We start from the raw sequence: 24,114 nt of genomic DNA, 5'->3' as shown, positions 1-24,114 counted from the left end.
GGTATTGACATACCGACGGTATTTGAACAATGCTGGGTGTCTGTCACTCTCAGTATCGGTAACTCGGAGGCCTCATGGGACTGCTCGGCAATCGCAAACCGCACATCGACGTCAGCGACGCCGTCGTCGTGATCAGCGGAGGTGCCCGCGGCATCGGCGCCGCCACCGCTGCGGAATTCGCACGGCTCGGCGCGACGGTCTGGATCGGCGACGTCGACGCCGAAGTCGCCCTCACCACGGCAGCGTGCCTGGACAACACGTTCTCTGCCCCGCTTGACGTCACCGACCCGGCGTCGTGGACGGAATTCATCGAGACGGTCCGGCAGAACCACGGCGGCCCAGACGTTCTGGTCAACAACGCGGGCGTCATGCCGGTCGGGGCCTTCGACCGGGAATCGCAGGCGACCACCGACCTCATGCTCGACGTCAACGTCGCCGGCGTCCTCAACGGCATGCGTGCTGTGTTGCCCGGAATGCTCGACGCCGGGCGCGGTCACATCGTCAACGTCGCGTCGATGGCGGGCATGATCCCGCTTCCTGGAATGGTGACCTACAACGCGAGCAAGTATGCGGCACTTGGTGCTTCGCTCGCCGCGCGCCGTGAATACGACGGCACCGGCGTGTCGGTGTCGGCGATCCTGCCCGCGGCCGTGCGCACCGAACTCGCCTCCGGCGCCCACCTCGGCGGGACTCTCCCGACGGTCGATCCCGACGACGTGGCGCGCGCCGTCGTCAAGACCCTGCGAACCCGCGCCGCGCGCACCTCGGTACCCGAATGGGTCGCTCCCGCTTGGGATCTGGTGGATGCCTTCGTTCCGGAGTTTGTCGAGCGGATTGCTCGGAAGATCATCGACGACGGCCGCGCCCTCGCGCTCGACGCCGTCGAGCGCACGTCCTATCTGTCGCGAATCGACCGGCAGGCGGCCGCGAACGCCGCGCACCACGATCTGAGGGATGCGAAATGACCCGAATCGCAGTCGCCATCGGGTGCGGCGGCACCATCGGCGCCGCCTGGATCGTCGCCGTGCTGGCCGAGCTCGCCGATCAAACCGGTTGGGACCCAAGGCAAGCCGACATTCTGCAGGGCACTTCGGCCGGGGCCGAGTTGGTCACGATGCTATCGGGCGGCTACGGCGTCGACGACCTCGTCGCCATGCAGAGCGGCGCCCCCGGTGACGAGGTGCTGCGTCGTCACCTCGACGACACCCCGCCGAGCCTGCCGCGATTGCCGCGGCCGGCGCGACTGCAACCGTCGACGCTGTGGACCCGCGGGGGCGGCCATGCCCGGCTCACCGGCATCGCTCCTCGTGGCGGCGGCGATGCCGGGTGGCTGTCGCGTCTCGCGCAATCCGTTGTGCCCGAAGGTGATTCGTGGCTTGCGCATCCCGGTGCGCGGCTGGTCGCCTACCGGGTAGACGACGGCGAGCGCGTCGCTTTCGGTGCGCCGGGGTCTCCGAGCGCGACCGCCGAGGAAGCATTGCGCGCATCTTGGGCGATCCCCGCTTGGCTGCCACCGGTAGAAATCGGCGGCCGCGCCTACGTCGACGGCGGCGCGGCGTCGACCGCATCGGTCGACCTCATCGCCCCGCACGAGGCCGACCTCATCTATGTCATCGCTCCGATGGCGTCGCTGGACGGTGTGCGCGCACCGGGCGTCGGCGGGCGCATCGAGCAAGTGGCACTGCGCAATCCGATGTCGGCGGTGCTGCGCGCCGAGGTGAACACCGTGCGGGCGCTCGGAACCGAGGTCGTCGTCCTCACACCGTCGGCCGACGACATGGCCGGACTCGGCGCCAACTTCATGAATCGCGACCGTCGGCAGGCGGCGTTCGACGCGGTGCGTCGTACCGTGGGCGCAACCGTGTCGGAAACCCTTGCCGCGAACGGTGTTTCGCGATGACTCGGGTGCGCGAGCCGCGGATCGTGGTGATCGGCGCCGGCGTCGCGGGCATCGCCACCGCACATGCGTTGCAGCAGGCGGGTTTTCACGACTTCACCATCCTGGAGAAGGGCTCCGACGTCGGCGGCGTCTGGTACTGGAATCACTATCCGGGGCTGACGTGTGACGTGCCGTCGCAGATCTACCAATTCTCCTTCGCTCCCAAAGCGGATTGGTCGCGGATCTGGGCAACCGGACCGGAGATACAGCGCTATCACCGCGACGTCGTCGAAGAACTTGGGATCGTCGAGCAGATCCGCTTCGACACCGAAGTCGCCTCCGCGGTATTCGACGACGACACCGCCGAGTGGACGGTCGCTACCGCGGCCGGTGAGGTGCTCGTCGCCGACTTCGTCATCTGCGCCACCGGCATTCTGCACAACCCCGCGGTCCCCGACATTCCCGGGCTCGGTGACTTCACCGGCGACGTCGTGCATACCGCGCGCTGGGACGACGATCTCGTCACCGACGGCCGCAGGGTAGCGGTCATCGGCACCGGATCGACCGGGGTGCAAGTGGTCTCGGCGCTGCACGAGGGGGCAGCGTCGGTCACTCACTTCGTGCGGTCCGCGCAGTGGATTCTGTGGGCCCCGATGTGGCTGCCGCAGATTCCGGGCGTGTCGGTCCTGCTCGGTGCGAGCCGGACCCTGCAGGACGCCGTGTATCAGTTGTCGCTCGAGGCGTCCGGAATCCTCGCCGACGTCGTGCTCAGGCAGTCGTGGCGGCGGCGAGCGGTGCAGGCCTATGCACGGATCTCGTTGCGCGGCCAGGTATTCGACGCCGACGAGCGCGCGAAGCTGACCCCCGACTACCAGCCGTTGTGCAAGCGGCAGGTGATCTCCGGGAGCTACTACCGCGCGCTGCGATCGCCGCGGACCGAACTCGTGACCGATCCGATCACAGAGATCACACCCACCGGCATCCGCACCGCCGACGGGACCCTGCACGAGGTCGACGTCATCGTGCTGGCCACTGGATTCCGCGCCCACGATTACATGCGGCCGATGCGGATCGAGGGTCGGGGCGGAGTGACGCTCGACGACGCATGGGCCGACGGCCCGCGCGCATATCGGATGACGGCGATACCGGGCTTCCCGAACCTCTTCACGGTGTTGGGCCCCAACTCGCCGACCGGATCGATCTCACTGCAGTACTCAGCCGAACTCACCGCGGGATACATCGTGAAATGGCTCGAGCGATTCGCCGCGGGCGATGTCGACACCGTCGAAGTGACCGAGGAGGCCACCGCCGAGTTCAATCGTCGAGTCGCCGAGGCCCTGGAGCCGACGGTATGGAACACCGGCTGCAATTCGTGGTACCTGACCGACGCCGGCACTGTGGACCTGTGGCCGTTCGACCGTGCGACGATGCGGCGCATGCTGACGACACCCGAGGTCGGGGACTTCTCGCTGACCGGACCCGGCTGCGGCGCGACTGTCGATGTTGCGCAGTCTAGGTCGTAGCGCCGTCGTCGAGCATGTCCGATATCGCCGTCAGCGGAACGGGGACCAGCCCGGCGCATCTCATCGTGCAAAACGACGGCCCGCATTGTTTGGTTCCGTTGTGGCACAGTCGGTGAGGGAGTGCACGACTTAAAACTGAGCGGGCGGGACGTGGCTTGATTGCAATCGGTGCGACGCCGCTGACGTACGCCCGATGCGACGCACAGACTTGCCACTGTCACAAAGGTCGATGATGATGGGCGGCAGCCGACCGGCGAGGAGAGATATGACCGACACCGCTTCGCAGACCGACAGCGTCCTCGACGACGTGGTCGCCGAACTCGCGGCGCTCGAAGACCCGAAGATCCGTGCCGTGAATGAAAAGCACGGCGACGATCACGGCGTGAATCTCACCAAGCTGCGAGCGGTGGCCAAGCGGCTCAAGACCCAGCATGAACTGGCCGTGGCGCTGTGGGCGCATGGCGACGGTTCTGCACGACTTCTCGCTCTATTAATTTGTCGTCCAAGGGTTTTCGGATTCGACGAACTCGACGCCATGCTCCGTGATGCGCGCACCCCCAAGGTTCAGGACTGGTTGGTCAACTACGTCGTGAAGAAGAGTCCGCATGCTGAGGCGCTGCGGGAGACCTGGTTCGCCGACGCCGACGCGATCGTCGCCAGCGCGGGGTGGACACTGACAATCGAGCGCGTCGCCAAGAAACCCGGCGGTCTGGATCTGCCCGCACTGCTCGATCAGATCGAGACTCAGATGAGCGATGCGCCGGAGCGGTTGCAGTGGGCGATGAACCACTGCCTCGCGCAGATCGGCATCGATCATCCCGCACATCGCGACCGGGCCGTCGCCATCGGCGAGCACCTCGAAGTGTTTAAGGACTATCCGACGCCGCCGAATTGTACGTCGCCGTACGCGCCGGCCTGGATCGCCGAGATGGTCCGACGACAGGGAGCGCGAGAACAGACCAGTCGGCGTTGACAATCGACGACGTCGTCGGTCATTGTCCGGCTGCGCAGGTTTGCGACGAGCAACGCGGTGACTGCGAACGTCTGACCGATACAGCCTAATGCGGCAGCATGCCCAGCACGTTGTCCAGTGCCGCAACGACATCCGCCGCCTCGATGCGCATGAGCGCATGCTCGTCGAGGGCCGTCACGTCCACGTCGCCGGTGCTGAGCCGGTACTCACGCTCCTCTTCTGCCGCATCGATCACATTGCGGATGAAGCGGCCGTTGCCCGCGAGATCGATGGCGCGGCGGGCGATACCGCGCCGGTCGAGGCCGCCGGCCGCGCAGAGAGCGGTGCACCGATCCGTCAGCACGTCCACCGCGTCGGCCGATAGGATCGAATCACGTTCGCGCGCAATCGCTTCGCCGATCCGCGCCAGCTCGGTGGGGGAGTAGGAGTCGAAGCGGATCCGCTTGGCGAAGCGCGACGCTAAGCCGTCGTTCGACGCCATGAACCGATCGATCTCGGCGTCGTATCCGGCGATGATCACGACGAGGCGATCACGGTCGTTCTCCATCCGCGCCAACAGAGTGTCGACGGCTTCGCGGCCGAACGCGTCGCCGCCGGACAGGCCCGACTGCACCAGCGTGTAGGCCTCGTCGATGAACAGAACGCCGTCGAGCGCAGTGTCGATCAGTGATCCGGTCTTGATGGCAGTCGACCCGAGATGCTCTCCGACTAAGTCGCGACGGCTCGCCTCGACGACGGTGTCGGTCCGCAAAATGCCCAGGCCGCAATAGATCTTGGCGACGATGCGTGCGATGGTGGTCTTGCCGGTGCCGGGTGGGCCGGTGAATACCAGATGCTGACTGCGTGACGCGCTCGCCAACCCCTTGTCGGCGCGGATCTTGGCCAGCGTCACCGCCGATTTGAGCTTGTCGATCTGCACCTTCACCGACTCCAAACCGATCTGCGCGTCGAGTTCATGCTGGGCTTGCGCGAGCTGGTCCGAGTCGGTTCGGTCAACGGTCGACGTCGACGCCGGGACCGACTCCGGATCCCACCGGTCGGTGCGCGCGTCGATGGTCTCCTTGGCGACCACGACGAGCCGAAATCCACGATCCGACATGGCTTTCGCGTTGTCGCCGAAGTCGGGCTGACGCGCGTAGACCGTCTCGAACAGTGCTCGCGCATCGTCCTCGTTGCCCATCTCGCGCAGGCAGAGACCGCGGGTGAACATCGCCGACGGAGCAATCGACGGAATGGGACCGGACTCGGCGGCCTCGAGCCGCCGGATCGACTCCCCGAACAGCCCGAGCTGTGCGCAGGCGGTGCCGATCATCAGATTCGCCGCCGCAGTCATGTACTCGTCCGTCCACTCCGATGAATGGGCAAGGGCGGCAAGCACATCGGGCCACCGTTTGGTCTTGAAGTGCAACAGCCCGCGGGCGAACGCGACGATCGGAGCGCCATCGGTGATCGAGTCGAGTGCGGCTTCGGCACCGTCGTAGTCGTCGACTCCGAGCATCGTGCACGCGTACGCCGCGACGGCCTCGGTGGGGTCGGACACCGGATAGTCGATGAAGAATCCGGTTCCGAAGCGGCCGTGCAGAGTCCGCGGAGTCAGCCCGAGTCGGCGCTGTTCGGTGAAGATGTTGTCGCGGAACTTGTAGAGATTGAAGAACACCTCGGGGGTGTCGTCGCCGGCGGCGAGACGTCCGAGCCACGCGTCGGCCATCTCGGGGGCCAGTGCCGTCGCCCGGTGGAACGCGCGAGCGGCGTAGTCGCCGTCATGTTCGGTCTGCAAATGGGCCGAGAGTCCGGCGTCGAAGAAACCTCGCGCGCGACCGATGCGCGCGCCGACCGATTCGTGAGTAGCTGTCACCGATGTCTCCCCCCAAGGTGAACGGTGACCCGAGGCTACCCCGCCGACCGGAACGCGCCGGCGGGTTTCGCGATTTCGTGTGCGGGACTACGACTTCCGGCGAGCCGCCCGCTGCACGTTGCGCACCTTCGCGCCCTGCGGGATCGGCCCCTTCGGCATACCCGGGCCGGGCTGGCGGCCGCCGAGCGCCGACAGCCGGCCTTCGAGGGCTTCCATCCGCTTGCGGTCGATGTTGGCGGGCAACTTGGTGAGATGCCGTTCCAGCTTGCGCAACGGCACCTGACCGTCTTCGTTGCCTACGATCACCAGATAGATCGGCGTGTCGCCGACGACGCGGGCGGCCTTCTTCTTCTCCTGCTCGAGCAGACCCTTCACCCGGGTGGGTGAACCCTCACCTACGAAAATCACGCCCGGTTTGCCGATGACGCGATGCACGGCGTCGAGGTGAGTGGTACCGGCGACGGCCTGCTTCACGCGCCACTGACCGCGCATGTTGTCCAAGGCCCAGCCCGCGGCACCCTTCTGCCCCTCGGCCTTCTTGAACACCGAGCTCTGCACGCGACGCCCGAAGAGGATGAACGCGCCCAGCGCACCGAGGATGACGCCGATCGGAATCAGGAAGAGCAACTGGTCGAACGCGAAGCCGAGCGCGACGAAGACCGCCACGACGAGCAGGAATACCCCCGCCATGTACGGAATGAGGCGGTTGTCTTCCTTGCGCTGCATCTGGAAGGCCTGCCACAGCTGGGAGCGTCGCTCGCGCGACGCCTGCCTGCGGGCCGACTTTGCGGCGGCTTTCGCCTCTTTACTCGTGTTGGACTGCGCCTTTGCCATGGTGTTCAGTCTACTTCGAGGCGTGGGTGGAAATACCTTCTACCCCAACCGCGCCAGCAGGCTCGACGCCTCCTGGTTCGCCGAGCTCTCCTGCGCGAGGTGCGCCATCGCCGCGGGGAGCTCGCGGCCGTGCCGGGCCATCGCCTGCGCGTACAGTCGACCCGCCCGGTAGGAGGACCGGACCAGCGGCCCGGCCATCACGCCCGCGAAGCCGAGTTCGTCGGCGAACTCCGAATGATCGACGAACTCCTCCGGCTTGACCCAGCGCTCCACCGGATGGTGCCGCGGCGTCGGGCGCAGGTACTGCGTGATGGTCACGATATCGCAACCGGCCTCGTACAAGTCGACGAGAGCTTCGCGCACTTCGTCGACGGTCTCGCCCATGCCGAGGATGAGATTCGACTTGGTGACCAATCCGAAGTCGCGGGCCTGGGTGATGACGTCGAGCGAACGTTCGTAGCGGAATGCGGGACGGATCCGCTTGAAGATCCGCGGGACGGTCTCAAGGTTGTGGGCGAGCACCTCGGGCCGGGCGTCGAACACCTCGGCGAGCAGATCCGGCTTGGCGTGGAAGTCGGGGATGAGGTTCTCGACGCCAGTGCCCGGATTGAGTTCGTGGATCTTGCGGACCGTCTCGGCGTAGAGCCAGGCGCCCTCGTCGGGGAGATCGTCGCGGGCTACGCCGGTGATGGTGGAGTAGCGCAGCCCCATCGCCGCGACACTCTCGGCGACGCGGCGCGGCTCGTCGCGATCGAGCGGTTCGGGTTTGCCGGTGTCGATCTGGCAGAAGTCGCAGCGTCGTGTGCACTGGCTGCCGCCGATGAGGAAGGTGGCCTCGCGGTCCTCCCAGCACTCATAGATGTTGGGGCAGCCGGCCTCTTCGCAAACCGTGTGCAGCCCTTCACGTTTCACGAGCCCTTTGAGTTCGGTGTACTCGGGACCCATCGTGGCGCGCGTCTTGATCCACTTCGGTTTGCGCTCGATCGGCGTCTGCGCGTTGCGCACTTCCAGGCGCAGCAACTTACGTCCACTGGGGACCGACTCGGCCGGTGCGGAGCCGCACGACGAACCGGACGACGGCGAATCAGAGTTATTGGGCGAGCACGTCACTGAACAGATCCTACGCTTTGCGGGGTGGACGGGGTTGGGGCCGCATTCGGCGTCGACCGCGGGGCGTCGAGCGCGATCTGGACCTGTTCGGCGACGGCGTCGCGCAATTCGGCGACGCTGACGGTGCGGCCGACTTCGCGAGTCAGCGAGGTGACTCCAGCGTCGGCGATGCCACAGGGGACGATCGCGTCGAAGGCGGTCATGTCGGGGTCGATGTTGAGCGCGAATCCGTGCAGAGTCACACCGCGTGCCACCCGGATGCCGATCTGGCCGAGTTTGCGTTCGCCCGCGGCGTCATCGATCCAGATTCCCGAGCGCCCCTCGACGCGGCCGGTGACGACACCCACACCTGCACAGACCGTGATCAGCGCCTGCTCGAGGCGACGGACGTAGTCGACGACGTCGAGCGGCTCGGACAGCTTGACGATCGGATAACCCACCAGTTGCCCGGGGCCGTGCCAGGTGATGCGGCCGCCGCGGTCGACGTCGATGACTTCGGCGCCGTTGGTCGGCAGGTCGGTCTGCTCGGTGCGCTTGCCTGCCGTGTACGTCGAGGGATGCTCGAGCAGCAGCAGGACGTCGTGGTCGAGGGTGCCGTCGGCGCGATCACCGGCGAGTCGGTGCTGAAGGTCGTAGGTCTCGCGGTAGCCGGCAGTGCCCAGCCAGCGGACCTCGAAGGGGGAGCGCTCGGCGCGGGCGCCGCTGGGCGTCGAGTCCGGGTGCTCAGCCACGGGCGTACTCCAATGCGGTGGTGAGGGTCGGATGTTCGAATGTGAAGCCATGATCGGAAAGCACGGCAGGTACAACGCGCTGGGAGTACAAAATCATTTCCCGGGCCATCTCGCCGCCGACGATGGTGGCCGCGGCGCCGGGGATCCGCAGCAGTGCCGGCCGATGCAGCGAGTGCGCGAACTGACGCGCAAACTCCTTGAACCGCACCGGTTCCGGGGCGGCCAGGTTCACCGGACCGGCGATGTCGTTGGTGAGGAGATACTCGATGGCCCGTACCTCGTCGGCGAGGGAAATCCACGAGAAGTATTGGCGGCCGTCACCGAACTGCGCGCCCAGACCCAACTGGAACGGCAGCCGCAGCTTGCCGAGGATGCCGCCACGGCTCGACAACACCGGCGCGGTGCGCAGGAAGGCGACGCGCGTGTCGTAGCCCTTGGTCGCCTCGGTCGCCGCAGCCTCCCACTCGGTGACGAGTTCGGCGAGGAAGCCGTCGCCCGCATGATCGGCTTCGGTGGCGATGTGATCGCCGGTGTTGCCGTAGAAGCCGGTCGCGCTGGCATTGAGCAGAACCGGCACACCGGCCATCGCCACCGCTTCGGCCAACACCTCGGTCGGTGTGATGCGCGAGTCACGCAACTCCTGTTTGAAGCTGCCCGTCCAGCGCCAGCCGCCGACCGACACGCCACCGAGGTTGACGACTGCGTCGGCGCCCGCGATCGAATCCGGTGGGACTCCGAAAGACTCGGGGTCCCAACTGAATTCGTCGTCGTTATAGGGTTCGCGACGCACCAGCCGGGCGACCGAGTGGCCGCCGGAACGAAGCGAGTCCACCAGGGCCGAACCGATCAGACCTGATGAACCCGCGACGACGATTCGCACCGGGAATTACAGCCCGAGGTCGGCAGCGAACTCCGCTGCCTCCAGGCGCTTCTTGACGGTGGTCAGGAATCGCCCGGCGTCGGCACCGTCGACCAGACGGTGATCGTAGGTGAGCGGCAGGTACGACATCGACCGCACCGCGATCGACTCGGTGCCGTCGGGGCCTGAGATGACCACCGGGCGCTTGACGATGGCGCCGGTACCCAGCATCGCGGCCTGCGGCGGCACCAGGATCGGGGTGTCGAACAGGGCGCCCTGGCTGCCGATGTTGGTGATGGTGAACGTACCGCCGGAGATCTCGTTCGGCTTGAGGCCGTTGGTGCGGGCCCGGTTGGCGATGTCGGCGATGGCGCGGGCCAGACCGGCGATCGACAGGTCGTCGGCGTTGTGGATGACCGGTGACAGCAGTCCCTGCTCGGTGTCGACGGCGATGCCGAGGTTGACCGAACCGTGGTAGGTGATCTCCTTGGCCGCCTCGTTGATGCTGGCGTTGATGTTCGGGTGAACCTTCAGCGCTTCGATGACGGCTTTCGCGATGAACGGCAGATAGGTGAGGTTGACGCCCTCGTTGGCCTTGAACGAAGCCTTCGCCCGTGCGCGCAGAGCGACGATCTTGGTGAGATCCACTTCGAACACCTGCGTGAGCTGCGCGCTCGTCTGCAGCGACTCGCGGGTCTTCGACGCCGTGATCTGACGGATGCGGTTGATCTTCTGGGTGGTACCGCGCAGTGCCGCGAGCTCGGGCTTGATCTCCGAGCCGCCCGCCGCAGGTGCTGCGGGGGCGGCCGCGGCGGGCGCGGCGGGCGCGGCCGCCGGTGCGGGTGCAGCCGGCGGAGCGGCGTTTGCGGCAGCGGCGGCGAGCACATCCTGTTTGCGGATGCGGCCGCCGACACCGGTGCCCTTGACGGCATTCAGGTCGACGTTGTTCTCGGTGGCCAGCTTGCGGACCAGCGGCGTCACGTACGGAGTGGACTCCAGCGGTGCTTCGACGGCCGGGGTGGACGCGGCGGGAGCCGGTGTCGGGGCCGGAGCGGGCGCGGCCGGCGCAGGCGCTGGTGCCGGCGCAGCAGGTGGTGTGGCGGCGGCCGGAGCAGGTGCCGGGGTGGGTGCAGGTGCGGGGGTGGGCTCGGGCTCCGGCGTGGGCTCGGGTTCCGGGGCAGGCGTCGGAGCCGGTGCGGCAGGCGCGGGTGCGGCGCCCGGAGCGCCGATGACGCCGAGCTTGCCGCCGACCTCGACGACGTCGTCGGTGTTGGCGGTGATCTCCAGCAGCACGCCTTCGGCGGGCGAGGGGATTTCGGTGTCGACCTTGTCGGTGGAGACCTCGAGCAGCGGTTCGTCGAGTGCGACGGTGTCGCCGACGCTCTTGAGCCAGTTGGTGACGGTGCCCTCGGTGACGGACTCGCCGAGTGCGGGCATGACGACGTCGGTGCCCGATGCGGCAGCGGCAGGCGCGGCAGAGGGGGCCGGGGCGGAATCGGCGGCAGGTGCGGGCGCCTCGGCGGCCACCTCGGGCTCGGGCTCGGGAGCGGCCTGCGGCTCGGGTTCGGCTGCCGGTGCCGGGGCGGCGGGCGCGGACTCGCCGGCGTCACCGATGACGGCGAGCTCGCCGCCGACCTCGACCACATCGTCTTCCTTGGCGACGATCCGGGTCAGCACACCTGCTGCGGGAGAAGGGATCTCGGTGTCGACTTTGTCGGTCGATACTTCGAGCAATGGCTCGTCGACTTCAACGGTGTCCCCCTCCTCCTTCAGCCACCGGGTAACGGTTCCTTCGGTGACGCTTTCACCCAGTGCAGGCATCTGGACGGAGAAGGCCATTTCTGTTGACTCCTCAAACTCGGGTCTCGACATGCTCGGTTGTGGTCGCCTCGGCCGTGATGTCGCCAAGACTGGTGGACGTGTGACGGATGGATCACGTGCCCGCGCTAAACCCTACAGGCCATCGGCGTCGGCGACCCGCTGTGTACCAACAACGGTGAAGCTACTGGAAAGTAGGGATTCGCGCGGGCGATTTCGGGTGGCGCTCAGCCGTTCGCGGCGATGTCTTCCAGCACGCGGATGAGCGTCCGAACCGGCACCCCGGTGCCGCCCTTCGGGGTGTAACCCCAGGGGCCGCCGGTGTTGAACGCCGGTCCGGCGATGTCGACGTGCGCCCACTGAACGGACTCGGGGACGAACTCGCGCAGGAAGATCGCGGCCGACAACATGCCGCCCCACCGATGGTTGGTGACATTGGCGAGGTCGGCGACCCGCGACTTGAGGTCGTCGCGCAGTTCGTCGGGCAGCGGCATGGCCCAGGCGTTCTCGCCGACCTCCGCCGACAGCGCCGCGATCCGGTCGCGGAACTCAGCGGTGCCCATCACCCCGGGTGTGCGGGTGCCCAAGGCGACCATCTGCGCGCCGGTGAGCGTCGCGGTATCGATGATGTAGTCCGGATTGTCTTGCCCCGCGCGGACAATCGCGTCCGCCAGGATCAAGCGTCCCTCGGCGTCGGTGTTGAGCACCTCGACGGTGATGCCGCCGTACTGCGTCAGCACATCGCCGGGGCGTTGCGCGGTGCCCGACGGCATGTTCTCCGCCATCGGCACGGTCGCGGTGACGTTGACGTCGAGATCGAGACGCGCGGCGAGGATTGTCGTAGCGATGACCGCCGCTGCGCCGCCCATGTCCGACGTCATGTGATCCATGCCCGCAGCCGGTTTGATGGAGATGCCGCCGGTGTCGAAGGTGATGCCCTTGCCGACCAGCCCGACCGACTTGGTGTCCTTCTTCGCGTGCGTCAGCCGAACCAGGCGGGGCAGGCGCGACGATCCCTTGCCGACGCCGACGATGCCGCCGTAGCCCTCCCGCGCAAGGGTGGTGTCGTCGAGTATCTCCACCGACAGACCCGACTTGCGGGCCAGCTCGGCTGCGGCGTCGGCGAATGCCTCCGGATAGAGATGACTCGGCGGCGTGTTGACGAAGTCGCGCGCGATCGCAACGGCGTCGGCGACCGTGACGGCGTGTGTCAGTTCGGCTTTCGCCTCCTTGCGCTTCTGCTCGACGAGCAGCGTGAAGCGCTGCGGCGGCGACTTCTTAGGGGCCGTCTTGTCCGAACGGAAACTCGTGAACCGGTAACTGCCGAGGAACAAGCCCTCCGCGATCGCGGACAGATCGGTCGCCGCGAGCGTGGTGATGACAGCCTTGAAGCCGTCGAGTTCGCGCGCCACGATCCCCGCGGCCTGACGCAGCTTGTCGGCGTCGTCGAGATCGTCGGCGCCGCCGAGTCCCACCGCGATGACCGTTTTCACCGGCAACGACGCCGGGGCGGGCAGCTTGGTGACCTCGCCGTGCGAACCAGTCGCGCCGACCGCCGACAGCGCATCGGAGATCGCCGACGCCGCGGCGTCGTCGAGGATGCCGTCACCGATGACGAGAGTCGGATCGCCGGTGGAGTCATCCGACTTCTCGCCCTGCACGAGGCCGATCACCAGGACGTCGTCGTCGCGTCCGAAAGAGGTGGACAAGTCGAATTCGGGGCCGCGGGCACGGTCGATTGAGAGGGTGTTGGTCACCGAAAACACTCTGCCACAACATCTGCGCCGTGTCTGACGGCCCGCGTCGGCCGCCGGGCGCATCGGTAGGCTCGATCGGGTGAGCGTTGGCCGTAGGGGAGTGTGGATCGTCGTGGCAGTGGTCGTCGCAGTCGTGGCGGCCGCGGTGGTCGGCTGGCGGCTCGTCGGCCGCGACGATGGACTCACCGACAGGGTGTCGGCGACGCTCGGTCTCACCGAGGCGTTCCCCGACGTCGACACGACGGGCCTGACACCGGCCCGCCGACGCATCGTCGACGTCGTTCGGCATGAGTACGACCACAAACAGTCGGGAACGTACTACGCGCAGGGCGCCACCGAACCGTGGTGCGCCGACTTCGTCAGTTGGACCATGCACGAAGCCGGTGTGCCGCTGGACAATCCGAACTCCGGGTCGTGGCGGATCCCGGGGGTCGCCACGCTCACCGACTACTACCGCTCGGTGGGGCGGTTGCGCGCGCCGTCGTATCGACCGCGCACCGGCGACGTCGTGCTCTACGAGACACCCAATCGATTCAGACAGCACACCAACATCGTGCTGAAGGTCGACGGCGACACCGTCACCACCGTCGGCGGCAACGAACCGCCGACGAGTATCAGCATCAACAGCTACGACGCCGCGACGGTCACCGGGATCGTCGGGTACGGGGTGGTCGAGAGCAGGTAGCCCGACCCGCGTCACACTCGGCCACCCGATACCCTGTGCGGCATGACTGACGCACTGCTGGATGGTCCGATCGCTGCTCGTCACGCCGAACTGGGGGCCACGTTCGCGGAATTCGGTGGATGGAATATGCCGGTGTCGTACTCGGGAACCGTCGCCGAGCACAAAGCGGTACGCGAATCCGTCGGCATCTTCGACGTCAGCCACCTCGGCAAAGCCCTGGTGAAAGGTCCCGGCGCGGCAGCGCTGATCAACTCGACGCTCACCAACGATCTGGGTAGGATCGCGCCCGGCAAAGCACAGTACACGTTGTGCTGCAACGAATCCGGCGGCGTCGTCGACGATCTGATCACCTACCTCGTCTCCGACGACGAGGTATTCCTCGTTCCGAACGCGGCCAACACCGCCGACGTCGTTGCGGCGCTGTCGGCTGTGGCGCCCGACGGTGTCGAGGTGACCGACCTGCACCGCGACTACGGCGTGCTGGCCGTGCAGGGCCCGAAGGCGCAAGACGTCCTGGCGGCGCTGGGCCTGCCCACCGACATGGAGTACATGGCCTTCGCCGACGCCGACCTCAGCGTCGTCGACGCGTGGTATCCGGTACGGGTGTGCCGGACCGGATACACCGGCGAGAAGGGCTATGAGATTCTGCCCCGCTGGGCCGACACGGCGGCGGTGTTCGACGCTCTGCTCGCGGAAGTGATTGCGGCGGGCGGACTTCCGGCGGGACTCGGCGCCCGCGACACGCTGCGCACCGAGATGGGCTATGCGTTGCACGGGCACGAATTGAGCCCGGAGATCACGCCGGTTCAGGCTCGCAGCTCGTGGGCGGTCGGCTGGGACAAACCGGAGTTCTTCGGCCGCGACGCGCTGCTCGCCGAAAAGGAAGCCGGACCGGTTCGGCGGCTCTACGGCCTGCGCGCCTTGGGCCGCGGAGTGCCGCGCGCGGAACTGTCGGTGCTGACCGAGGCGGGGGGAGCGAGCATCGGCGCGACGACGTCGGGCACCTTCTCGCCGACCTTGGCCACCGGTATCGCGTTGGCGCTCCTCGACACCGCGTCGGGCGTTCGCAAGGGCGACCGTGTGGTCGTCGACGTGCGGGGGCGCGCACTCGAATGTGAGGTCGTGTTGCCGCCGTTCGTCGAATCGCACGTGTAGCCTACGTGCCGCCGAGTCAGTGCTAAACCGGTTGCGGCCCGGCGGTACCATGTGGCCATGACCCTGCAGTTCAGTCGCACCGAGCATCCCCACCCGGTGTCGGAGTCGCGTCGCGCCGAGATTCTCGCCGCACCGGGCTTCGGCAAGTACTTCACCGACAATATGGTGATCGTCGACTTCGACCGCAACCGCGGTTGGCACAACGCGCAGGTAAAGCCTTACGGCCCAATCGCTTTGGATCCATCAGCGATGGTGCTGCACTACGGGCAGGAGATCTTCGAAGGACTCAAGGCCTACCGTCAGCCCGACGGTTCCATCGCCGCGTTCCGGCCCGAGGCCAACGGCCTGCGACTGCAGCGGTCCGCCGAGCGGTTGGCCATGGCGCCACTGCCGGTCGACGACTTCCTGGCGTCGCTGCGCGAACTGCTCGCCGCGGACAACGCGTGGGTGCCCGAGGCCGGGGGAGAGGCCGCGCTGTACCTGCGCCCGTTCATGTTCGCGTCGCAGGCCGGACTGGGAGTCAACGCGCCGTCGAACGAGTACCGCTACGCCGTCATCGCATCGCCGGCCGGACCCTACTTCTCCGGCGGTCTCAAGCCGGTGAGCGTGTGGCTGTCCACCGAATACGTGCGCGCCGCTCCCGGTGGAACCGGCGCCGCCAAGTGTGGCGGCAATTACGCCGCGGCGTTCCTCGCGCAGGCGCAGGCCACCGAACAGGGTTGTGATCAGGTCGTGTGGCTCGACGCTGTAGAGCGGCGCTACATCGAAGAGATGGGCGGGATGAATCTGTTCTTCGTCTTCGGGTCCGGCTCCGACGCCCGCCTCGTCACGCCCGAACTGACCGGCTCCCTGCTGCCCGGTATCACGCGAGACTCATTGCTGCAGTTGGCAACTGACGCGGGATTCGGCGTCGAGGAACGCCGTATCACGACCGAGGAGCTGCGCAAGGGCGTCACCGATGGAGCCATCACCGAGGTGTTCGCGTGCGGTACCGCCGCGGTGATCACGCCGGTCGGTCGGGTCAAGGGCGCCAGCGAGGACTACACCGTCGGCGACGGCACCACCGGCCCGGTGACGCAAGCGCTGCGCGATACCTTGACGGGTATCCAGCGCGGGACGTTCGCCGATACGCACGGCTGGATGACCCGGCTGTTCTAGCGTGCTGGGCGGTTGCTGACTGATGCCGTAGGGCACCGTCGCTTGCTGGTTGAGCCGTCCATTCTGCTGGTTGAGCCGGGCCGGAGCGCTAGTGAAGGCCTTACACTCCGCTGGTTGAGCCGGGCCGGAGCGCTAGCGAAGGCCCGTGTCGAAACCTCGTAGGCCGGCGTTGCCTGCGCGCCGATCGCGTAGCGGCGGTTGGCAATTCGTCTCGCGATGGTTTCGACACGCTCGTCGCTAGCGCTCCTCACGGCTCAACCAGCGGGGTGGTGCGATGGTTTCGACACGCTCGTCGCTAGCTAGCGCCCCTCGCGGCTCAACCAGCGGAGAGGTCGGCTCAACCAGCAGAGAGGTCGGTTCAACCAGCGGTTGGATCGTTAATTCCTGCTCAACCAGCAGGGTTAATCGGGCATTCGGCGGTCGGTGTCACCCGGCGCATACCAGCACTGCCAGCGAAATCGCAAGCGTGAGTTCGATACTCGCGCCCAGTACGTCGCCGTTGATTCCGCCCATTCGGCGCGCGCAATGGGCTGAGAACCACCAAATCGCCACTGCCGCAACGGGAACCGTCGCCATTGCGGCTAGTCCCGCCGGATAGGCGACGGCCAGGGCTACTGCCGTCCACACCACGATCGACCAGCGCTGCGACCCGGCGACCAGTGCGCCGAATCCGTCCGGTGAGCTGGGCGTCAGGGTCCATCGGCATGCGACGACCGCTGCCACCCGACTGAGCATGACTGCGAAACCGATTGCGTACCAGCATCTGTCGTTCGCGAGGGTGGCGACGCACACGGCATCGATGCCGAGCACCAGCACCAGCGTCGCGATGGCGAACGGTCCAGCGCTACCGCCGCGCATCACCTCGCGCACCCGCTCCGGCGATCCGTAGCAACCCAGGCCGTCGGCGGTGTCGGCGAGGCCGTCGACGTGCATTCCCCGCGTGAGCAGCGCCAGCAGCCCGACGACGAGCAGTCCGATCAGCAGGGTCGGTGCGCGGGTGTACGACAGGCCGAGTGCCGCGCACGCTGCCAGGGCGCCCAATGCGGCACCGACGACGGGCACCGCTGTGATCGCCGCCGCGCCGACGCGACGGTCGGGCGCCTCGTGAGTCGACGGCACCGGAAATACCGTCAACCACGAGAACGCGGTCCCCACCGCGCGCAGCGGGTCAACCGCCACTGACACCGGCTTCGTCGAACGTCGCCATCGACGACAACAAGTCCACCGACGCCGCGACGATCGGCAACGCTGTCAACGCTCCGCTGCCCTCGCCGAGGCGCATCGACAGCTCGACGACGGGCTCCAGGCGCAGCAGATCGAGCGCGAACGCGTGCGCCGGCTCCGTCGACTTATGTCCGGCGATCCACCAGTCGACGGCACCGGGAGCCAATAGATTGGCCACCAGCGCCGCGGCGGTGACCACCACGCCGTCGACGATGACCGGAGTCCGCCGGACGGCGGCCTGCGCCAGGAAACCCGCCATCGCGGTCAGGTCGGCACCGGCGACGGCGGCAAGCAGAGCCAACGGATCGTCGACCAACCGTCGCACCCGCCACATACCGTCGCGGATCGCGGCGGTCTTGCGATTCCACGCCGCGTCGTCGACCCCGGTGCCCCGTCCGACGACGGCGACTGGCTCCCTACCCGTCAGCGCACCGATCAACACGGCTGCGGGAGTGGTGTTTCCGATACCCATCTCGCCCGCGATGAGCAGGTCGGCGCCGGCGTCGACCAATTCGTCGACGATGGCCCGCCCCGCCGCGAGTGCTCGGCGCGCTTCGTCGATGGAGAGAGCGTCCTCGACCGCGAGATTCCCACTGCTGCGCCGGACCTTGAATCGCGCGACGTCGGGTGAGGTGTCGGCGTCGACCGACATGTCGAACACCTGGACGCTTGCACCGCTGCGTCGGGCGAGTACGTTGACGGCCGCTCCGCCCGAGGCGATGTTGGCGACCATCTGCGCCGTCACCTCCGGCGGGAACGCCGACACGCCGGTCCGCGCGACGCCGTGGTCGCCGGCGAAGACGACCACACGCGGCTGCGAGAACTGTCGCGGCGGACAGGTGCCCTGACACGCGGCGACCCAGTTGCCGATCTCCTCGAGCCGACCCAGGGAGCCCGGCGGCTTGGTCAGGGTCAGTTGACGCTGCCGAGCCCGCTCGGCGGCGTCCACGTCGGGGGCGTCGATCCGGGGGAAGTTCTCCGCGTCGGTGGGGTCGGGGACTCCGATTCCCGGCGCGGGCAACGGCGCGACGTCGGGTGCCGGTAGGGGGGCCGGTGCGGCGGCCGCGACGATCGGTGCTGCGCCCGGTACGGACGCCGGTGCCGAAACCGGCTCCGCCGCAGCCGAATCGGCCGCAGCCGAATCGGCCGGCAGAGAGAGCACTCGCCCGGCGACGACGAGATCGACGCGATCACACACCCGTGCGACAGCGGTGTTGAGTCTGCCGAGCTCGTCCTGAAAGCGACGTCCGGCGGGCGTCGGCGGAACGACCGACAGACCCACCTCGGGACTGATGATCACCAGATCGCCGTCGAAAGCCGCTATCGCGGAAGCCAATTCGTCGTAGATGTGCGACAGGTCCACATCGCCGGTCCACCCGTCACACGAATCAAGTGCCGCGGCAAGCCAATTGCCGAGGTCATCGACGAGAGTCGCGGTCGCGGAGTCGGTTCGCAGCAGCCCGGCGACGTCGATGGACTCGACGGTCAGGTACTTCGCCGAGCGTCGGGCCCGATGTGCGTCGACGCGGGCCGTCCAGTCGGCGTCCGACGACAGCACCGGGCCCGTTGCGATGTAGCGAATCTGCGACGATCCACGCAGAAGCGACTCGCCGTGCGCCGATTTGCCCGAGCGCACACCGCCTAAGATCAGTGAGCGCATCGCGCCTAAACCTTGTCGCCGGCAGAAACCTGCGGCTTTGGTGCACGCATCGCACGCAACTGCATCGACCGAGTCAACGCGTACCAACCGAGCTTGACGCCGGTATCGGTGCTGTCCGGGTACCGCTCGCGCACGCGCTTGTTCACCAAGCGGCCCAGAATCACGCCGTCGATGGCGAGGAACAAGACGAACACCAACATCACCACGGTCGAATAGCCGGCCAGCGACGGAATGAACATCACCAGGATCAGGAAGATCGCGAACGGCATGAACAGTCCGGCGAAATTGCGCCGGGAATCGACGATGTCACGAGTGAACTTCCGTACCGGTCCCTTGTCGCGCGGCATCAGATACTTCTCGTCGCCCGCCATCATTCGCTCGCGCTGCTGGAGGCGCTGCGCCCGACGCTCCGCGTTGGCCTCGCGCTTCTGTTCCTTCGTCTGCGTCGCCTTGAGCTCCTTGCGGCGCGCCCGAGCCTCCGCGCGGGTCGTCGGCGGCGGGGACACCGGACCGGGACGCTTGTTCTGCGCATCACGACGCTTCGGCGTCGGCCGGCCCTTCCCGGCGGTGTATGCGGATCCCTTAGCCGACCCCGAGGCCGAATCGTCGGAATCGGTCGACTCCTTGTCCAGCGAGACCGCTGAGGAGTTCGACGCCGCGTCGGCGTCCTTCTGCCATGGCAACTTCACGTACTTCAGACTAGGTGATGAACCGGATCGGCCCACCGTGGCCTCGTGCTGCGCGGCCGCGGACCGATGCAGGAGAACCGGGGAATACGGCGCCATGGAGTACGGTTGTACGTGCAGACGTGAGAACACAACGTCGTCGGCCCGTGCTGCGAGCCGACGCCACGCCGGATCGCCGCGGCGATCGGGGAATAACCGAGGAGCACCCATGACCGTTTCGAATGAGACCGGAGCGACCACCGACACCGGCGTGTTGCTGACCGATTCCGCCGCTGCCAAGGCGAAGGCACTTCTCGATCAAGAAGGCCGCGACGACCTCGCCCTGCGCATCGCAGTCCAGCCCGGCGGCTGCGCGGGCCTGCGCTACCAGCTCTTCTTCGATGATCGCTCGCTCGACGGCGACGTCACCAGTGACTTCGGCGGCGTCAAGCTCGCCGTCGATCGCATGAGCGCACCGTACGTTCAGGGCGCGACCATCGACTTCGTCGACACCATCGAGAAGCAGGGCTTCACCATCGACAACCCGAACGCGACGGGCAGCTGCGCCTGCGGAGATTCGTTCAACTGAATTGACAATTCGCTGACGCTCCCGGGTCGAGCGGCGTGGTGTCGTGGTCGTCCACGCGTCGCCCGATTACGTCGTCGTGAATACAGCTGGTCCTTCGGCCGCGCACGCAGACCGCGTGCGCGGCCGAAATGCTGTCCGGGTTTACCCAGGGTGCCCTCACCCACCCTGATGACCGGTCGGTAGCGTGGTCCTCGTGGCTATTGCGGTATGTGGGTCCATTGCGACCGACCATTTGATGAAATTTCCCGGAAAGTTCTCCGAGCAGCTGCTCGGGGATCATCTCGAGCACTTGTCGCTGAGCTTCCTCGTCGACGACCTCGTCGTCCGACGTGGGGGAGTGGGTGGAAACATCGCCTATGCGATGGGTGAGCTCGGCGGCTCGCCGGTGTTGATCGGCGCGGCCGGTCCCGACTTCGGCGAATACCGTGCGTGGCTCGACGACCACGGGGTCGACACCCGCGGTGTCCATGAGTCGACCACCGCACATACGGCGCGATTCACCTGTGCGACCGACGAGGCGATGGCGCAGTTGGCGATGTTCTATCCCGGCGCGATGAGCGAAGCGCGTGATATCTCGCTCGCATCCGTGTTCGCCACCGTCGGAACTCCGGAGCTGGTCCTCGTCGGCGCCGACGACCCCGCTGCGATGATTGCGCACACTGACGAATGTCGTTCCGCCGGAATCGATTTCGCAGCGGATCCGTCGCAGCAACTCGCTCGCCTCGACGGCGAGCAGGCGCGCGCGCTCATCGACGGGGCGAAGTATCTGTTCACCAACGAATACGAGTGGGGGCTGCTGCGGGAGAAGACCGGTCTGTCGACCGAGCAGGTCGCCGGAATGGTCGGGACACGCATCACCACCCTCGGTGGCGCCGGTGTGGAGATCGTCGACGCCGAGGGTGCTCGTATCCAGGTGGGCGTGGTACCGGAAACCGAGAAAGTCGACCCCACGGGCGTCGGCGACGGATTCCGTGCCGGATTCCTCACCGCATTGTCGAAGGGATTGAGCTTCGAGCGCGCAGCACAACTCGGGTCGATGGTGGCCGTGCTGGTGCTCGAAACGGAGTCGACGCAGGACTGGTCGTGGGATCGCGACTCGGCGTCGAAGCGTATCGCCGCAGCATACGGCGACGAGGCGGCGCAGGAGATCTTCGCAGCGCTGTGAGCCGTCGGCGTAATGACCTAACCCGAGTGCCGAGGCGGTTGGTGTGTCCGTGGTCTCCTGATCCCCGAGTGCCGAGGCGAGGAACGAGCGTCGGTGTAACGAGGGGTCCGGTGAGCTGACCGACTAAGCCGGTCGACGCTCCTGTCCTCGAGACCTAGGCGCGGTCAACGAGCGTCGTCGGCCGGCGATTCGAATTCTCGTTCCCCGGTTGGTCTTTCGGGTCGCCGCACCTCGTTACACCGAAGCTCGCGAGCTCGCTTCGGCACTCGGTGAGCGGGGGGAGTGTCGGGGCCCGCGAGGGGCCGTTGCGTCGCGTCCGTACTGCGCGGGGGGCCGTTGCGTCGCGTCCGTACTGCGCGACTGGCCGTCGGCTGCGCCCCTACAACCGCGCGCCGACAACCGCGGCCCTACAACCGCACCGGGTAGTGGTGATCCTCGATGTTCGGGACGATGGTCTTCTCCACGAAGATTCCGTGCCAGATCATGTAGATCAGGATTGTCCACAGTCGTCGGCTGTTGTCGACCACGCCCTCGCGGTGCTCGTTGAGCATGGAGATCACCGCATCTTTGTCGAAGATGTGGTCGGTCTGCGAATGCTCGATGGTCTCGTGTGCCCAGTCGAACATCTCCGGGCCGGCGAGCCAGTGGCGGATTGGCACCGGGAAGCCCAACTTGCGGCGATGCAGCACGTGCGCGGGCACGATCTGCTCCAGTGCCTTGCGCAGCGCGTATTTCGTTGTGCCGTGGGCGATCTTCTCGTCGACCGGTAGCCGCTCGGCGACCTTGAACACCTCGGCGTCGAGGAACGGAACACGCAGTTCCAGCGAGTTGGCCATCGTGATCTTGTCGGCCTTGACGAGGATGTCGCCGCGCAACCAGGTGAACAGGTCGATGTGCTGCATCCGCGCGACCGGATCCCAACCGACGCTCTGCGCGTAGATCGGGGCGGTGACGTCGGTGTGCGTCCACTCCGGGCGGTAGTCGCGCAGCACCGCGCGCAACCGCGCGTCGTCGAAGCTGCGGGCGTTGCCGTAGTAGCGCTCCTCCAGCGTCAGCGACCCCCGGTGCAGCAGGCTCTTGCCCCGGGTGCCCTCGGGGATGCGGTCGGAGACGCGACCGGCCATGCGACGCAACGACTTCGGCATCTTGTCGAACGCGCCGAGGGACAGCGGTTCCTTGTAGATGGTGTATCCGCCGAACAACTCGTCGGCGCCCTCGCCGGACAGCACCACCTTCACGTGTTTGCGTGCCTCCTTGGCGAGGAAGTACAGCGGCACGAGCGCCGGGTCGGCGACCGGGTCGTCGAGGTACCAGACGATCTCCGGGATCGCGTTGATGAACTCCTCCGGCGAGACCACCTTGATGACGTGTTTCGCGCCGATGGCTTCGGCGGACTCGGCTGCGACGTCGATCTCGGAGTAACCGTCGCGCTCGAAACCGGTGGTGATGGTGATCAGGTCCGGGTTGATCTGCTTGGCGAGGGCCGCGACAGCGGTCGAATCGATGCCGCCGGAGAGGAATGAGGCGACGGTGACGTCAGCTCGCATGTGCTTGGCGACCGAATCCCGCAGAGCATCGGCGATCTCGTCGTAGCGCTTCTGCCTAGTCGCGTCGGTGAACGGGACCACCGGAAACTTGGGAGTGAAGTAGCGAGTGACCTTGGGCGCCTCGCCGGGGCGCAAGGTGGCGTAGCAGCCCGACTCCAGGCGACGGATCGACGCGTGCAGCGTCTCCGGCTCGGGAACGTACTGCAGAACGGTGTAGTGCTCGGTGGCCCGGGCGTCGAGGCCCGCGCCGAGCTGCAGTACATCGAGCAGTTCGAGGATGCTCTTCTTCTCACTGCCGAACGCCGTACCGCCGGGGCCGGTCGCGATGAACAGCGGCTTGATGCCGAACGAGTCGCGAGCGATGAACAGCGTCGATTCGGCGGTGTCCCAGATCGCGAATGCGAACATTCCGCGCAGGCGGCGTACCGCGTCGGGGCCCCAGTGGTGGAACGACGCGACGATCGCCTCACCGTCGCCCTCGGTGCGGAACTCTGCACCGACGGAAGTCTTCAGTTCTTCGCGGATCTCCAGATAGTTGTAGATCTCGCCGTTGAAGACCATGGCGTAGCGGTCGGGCGACTCCGGCGGCCCCCACCGCAGCGGTTGATGCGAATGCTCGATATCGATGATCGACAGGCGGTTGAAGCCGAACACGACGTCGTCGTCGTGCCAGGTGCCCGGCTCGTCCGGGCCGCGGTGGCGCATGCACACCGATGCCGCGGCAACTCGTTCGGCCACGCCCGCCGCGCTGCCGTCCGGAGTCAGAAGACCGAGCAATCCGCACACGTTGACACCCTCGTTTCGAAAGAAATCCCAGCAAACCTTGCCCCGACGAGTATGCCGTACCGGACTCGCCAGCCACGACTTCAACCCCAATCACGAATTGCGCGGGCGTTTGGTCTACGCTGCGTAGTAATGGGTTCGATT

General features: G+C 67.0%; 20 protein-coding genes. 9 read left to right on the top strand and 11 right to left on the bottom strand.

What is annotated here, in order from left to right; translation table 11 throughout:
* Positions 1–74 precede the first annotated feature (74 nt).
* From HH308_RS19415 to HH308_RS19400, 4 genes are all read left to right on the top strand, one after another.
* Complete coding sequence (locus tag HH308_RS19415) at positions 75–965, top strand: SDR family oxidoreductase (RefSeq protein ID WP_170195884.1); 891 nt, start codon at positions 75–77, stop codon at positions 963–965.
* Positions 962–1,900, top strand: a complete 939-nt coding sequence (locus tag HH308_RS19410; RefSeq protein WP_170195883.1) for a patatin-like phospholipase family protein — start codon at positions 962–964, stop codon at positions 1,898–1,900. The genes HH308_RS19415 and HH308_RS19410 overlap by 4 nt, the downstream gene beginning before the upstream one ends.
* On the top strand, positions 1,897–3,402 hold the full coding sequence (locus tag HH308_RS19405; RefSeq protein WP_170195882.1) for a flavin-containing monooxygenase: 1,506 nt from the start codon (positions 1,897–1,899) through the stop codon (positions 3,400–3,402). Before HH308_RS19410 ends, HH308_RS19405 begins: the two co-directional genes overlap by 4 nt.
* A 265-nt stretch (positions 3,403–3,667) precedes the next feature.
* Positions 3,668–4,375, top strand: a complete 708-nt coding sequence (locus HH308_RS19400; protein WP_170195881.1) for a DNA alkylation repair protein — start codon at positions 3,668–3,670, stop codon at positions 4,373–4,375.
* Between the two features lie 85 nt (positions 4,376–4,460).
* Here HH308_RS19400 and eccA read toward each other — a convergent pair whose 3' ends face one another.
* The 7 genes from eccA to HH308_RS19365 all read right to left on the bottom strand — a co-directional run bounded on the left by eccA (position 4,461) and on the right by HH308_RS19365 (position 13,339).
* The gene (gene eccA / locus HH308_RS19395) at positions 4,461–6,230 is read right to left on the bottom strand and encodes a type VII secretion AAA-ATPase EccA (protein ID WP_170195880.1); all 1,770 of its coding nucleotides are present in this window, start codon (positions 6,228–6,230) and stop codon (positions 4,461–4,463) included.
* Positions 6,231–6,317: 87 nt separating this feature from the next.
* The gene (locus HH308_RS19390) at positions 6,318–7,064 is read right to left on the bottom strand and encodes a DUF4191 domain-containing protein (protein WP_170195879.1); all 747 of its coding nucleotides are present in this window, start codon (positions 7,062–7,064) and stop codon (positions 6,318–6,320) included.
* A 39-nt stretch (positions 7,065–7,103) separates the two neighbouring features.
* The gene (lipA, locus tag HH308_RS19385; protein WP_170195910.1) at positions 7,104–8,084 is read right to left on the bottom strand and encodes a lipoyl synthase; all 981 of its coding nucleotides are present in this window, start codon (positions 8,082–8,084) and stop codon (positions 7,104–7,106) included.
* A gap of 86 nt (positions 8,085–8,170) precedes the next feature.
* A complete protein-coding gene (lipB, locus tag HH308_RS19380; RefSeq protein WP_312870725.1) occupies positions 8,171–8,905 on the bottom strand; it encodes a lipoyl(octanoyl) transferase LipB in 735 nt (244 codons plus the stop codon).
* Entirely contained in the window at positions 8,898–9,785 is an 888-nt protein-coding gene (locus HH308_RS19375; protein WP_170195877.1) for a TIGR01777 family oxidoreductase, read from the bottom strand. The genes lipB and HH308_RS19375 overlap by 8 nt, the downstream gene beginning before the upstream one ends.
* 6 nt (positions 9,786–9,791) lie before the next feature.
* Entirely contained in the window at positions 9,792–11,603 is a 1,812-nt protein-coding gene (gene sucB / locus HH308_RS19370; RefSeq protein ID WP_170195876.1) for a 2-oxoglutarate dehydrogenase, E2 component, dihydrolipoamide succinyltransferase, read from the bottom strand.
* Positions 11,604–11,809: 206 nt separating this feature from the next.
* Positions 11,810–13,339, bottom strand: a complete 1,530-nt coding sequence (locus HH308_RS19365; protein ID WP_170195875.1) for a leucyl aminopeptidase — start codon at positions 13,337–13,339, stop codon at positions 11,810–11,812.
* Positions 13,340–13,418: 79 nt separating this feature from the next.
* Between HH308_RS19365 and HH308_RS19360 the strand changes: the two genes are divergently transcribed.
* Genes HH308_RS19360 through HH308_RS19350 form a run of 3 tightly spaced genes read left to right on the top strand, consistent with a single transcriptional unit; the run spans position 13,419 to position 16,337 of the window.
* Positions 13,419–14,024: a CHAP domain-containing protein gene (locus HH308_RS19360; RefSeq protein WP_312870723.1), complete on the top strand. Its 606-nt coding sequence runs from the start codon at positions 13,419–13,421 to the stop codon at positions 14,022–14,024.
* Positions 14,025–14,066: 42 nt separating this feature from the next.
* Entirely contained in the window at positions 14,067–15,179 is a 1,113-nt protein-coding gene (gene gcvT, locus HH308_RS19355) for a glycine cleavage system aminomethyltransferase GcvT (protein WP_170195874.1), read from the top strand.
* 57 nt (positions 15,180–15,236) lie between these two features.
* Positions 15,237–16,337, top strand: coding sequence for a branched-chain amino acid aminotransferase (locus tag HH308_RS19350; protein WP_170195873.1), 1,101 nt, complete (start codon positions 15,237–15,239; stop codon positions 16,335–16,337).
* 426 nt (positions 16,338–16,763) lie between these two features.
* Here the strand turns inward: HH308_RS19350 and HH308_RS19345 are convergent, their stop codons facing one another.
* Genes HH308_RS19345 through HH308_RS19335 form a run of 3 tightly spaced genes read right to left on the bottom strand, consistent with a single transcriptional unit; the run spans position 16,764 to position 19,910 of the window.
* Entirely contained in the window at positions 16,764–17,516 is a 753-nt protein-coding gene (locus tag HH308_RS19345) for an adenosylcobinamide-GDP ribazoletransferase (protein WP_170195908.1), read from the bottom strand.
* The gene (cobT, locus tag HH308_RS19340) at positions 17,506–19,221 is read right to left on the bottom strand and encodes a nicotinate-nucleotide--dimethylbenzimidazole phosphoribosyltransferase (protein WP_170195872.1); all 1,716 of its coding nucleotides are present in this window, start codon (positions 19,219–19,221) and stop codon (positions 17,506–17,508) included. The genes HH308_RS19345 and cobT overlap by 11 nt, the downstream gene beginning before the upstream one ends.
* 5 nt (positions 19,222–19,226) lie before the next feature.
* Positions 19,227–19,910 carry a DUF3043 domain-containing protein gene (locus tag HH308_RS19335; protein WP_170195871.1) on the bottom strand — a complete coding sequence of 228 codons (684 nt, stop codon included), beginning with the start codon at positions 19,908–19,910 and terminating at the stop codon, positions 19,227–19,229.
* A 205-nt stretch (positions 19,911–20,115) separates the two neighbouring features.
* Between HH308_RS19335 and HH308_RS19330 the strand changes: the two genes are divergently transcribed.
* The gene (locus HH308_RS19330; RefSeq protein ID WP_170195870.1) at positions 20,116–20,475 is read left to right on the top strand and encodes a HesB/IscA family protein; all 360 of its coding nucleotides are present in this window, start codon (positions 20,116–20,118) and stop codon (positions 20,473–20,475) included.
* Positions 20,476–20,668: 193 nt separating this feature from the next.
* On the top strand, positions 20,669–21,640 hold the full coding sequence (locus HH308_RS19325; protein WP_312870722.1) for a carbohydrate kinase family protein: 972 nt from the start codon (positions 20,669–20,671) through the stop codon (positions 21,638–21,640).
* Positions 21,641–22,047: 407 nt separating this feature from the next.
* Here the strand turns inward: HH308_RS19325 and asnB are convergent, their stop codons facing one another.
* The gene (asnB, locus tag HH308_RS19320) at positions 22,048–23,973 is read right to left on the bottom strand and encodes an asparagine synthase (glutamine-hydrolyzing) (protein WP_170195868.1); all 1,926 of its coding nucleotides are present in this window, start codon (positions 23,971–23,973) and stop codon (positions 22,048–22,050) included.
* Between the last annotated feature and the right edge of the window lie 141 nt (positions 23,974–24,114).

The sequence above is a fragment of the Gordonia asplenii genome (genome assembly GCF_012933505.1).
GTDB lineage: Bacteria > Actinomycetota > Actinomycetes > Mycobacteriales > Mycobacteriaceae > Gordonia > Gordonia asplenii.
The sequence above is the reverse complement of the archived record's forward strand: the minus strand, read 5'-3'. Positions and strand labels throughout refer to the sequence as shown.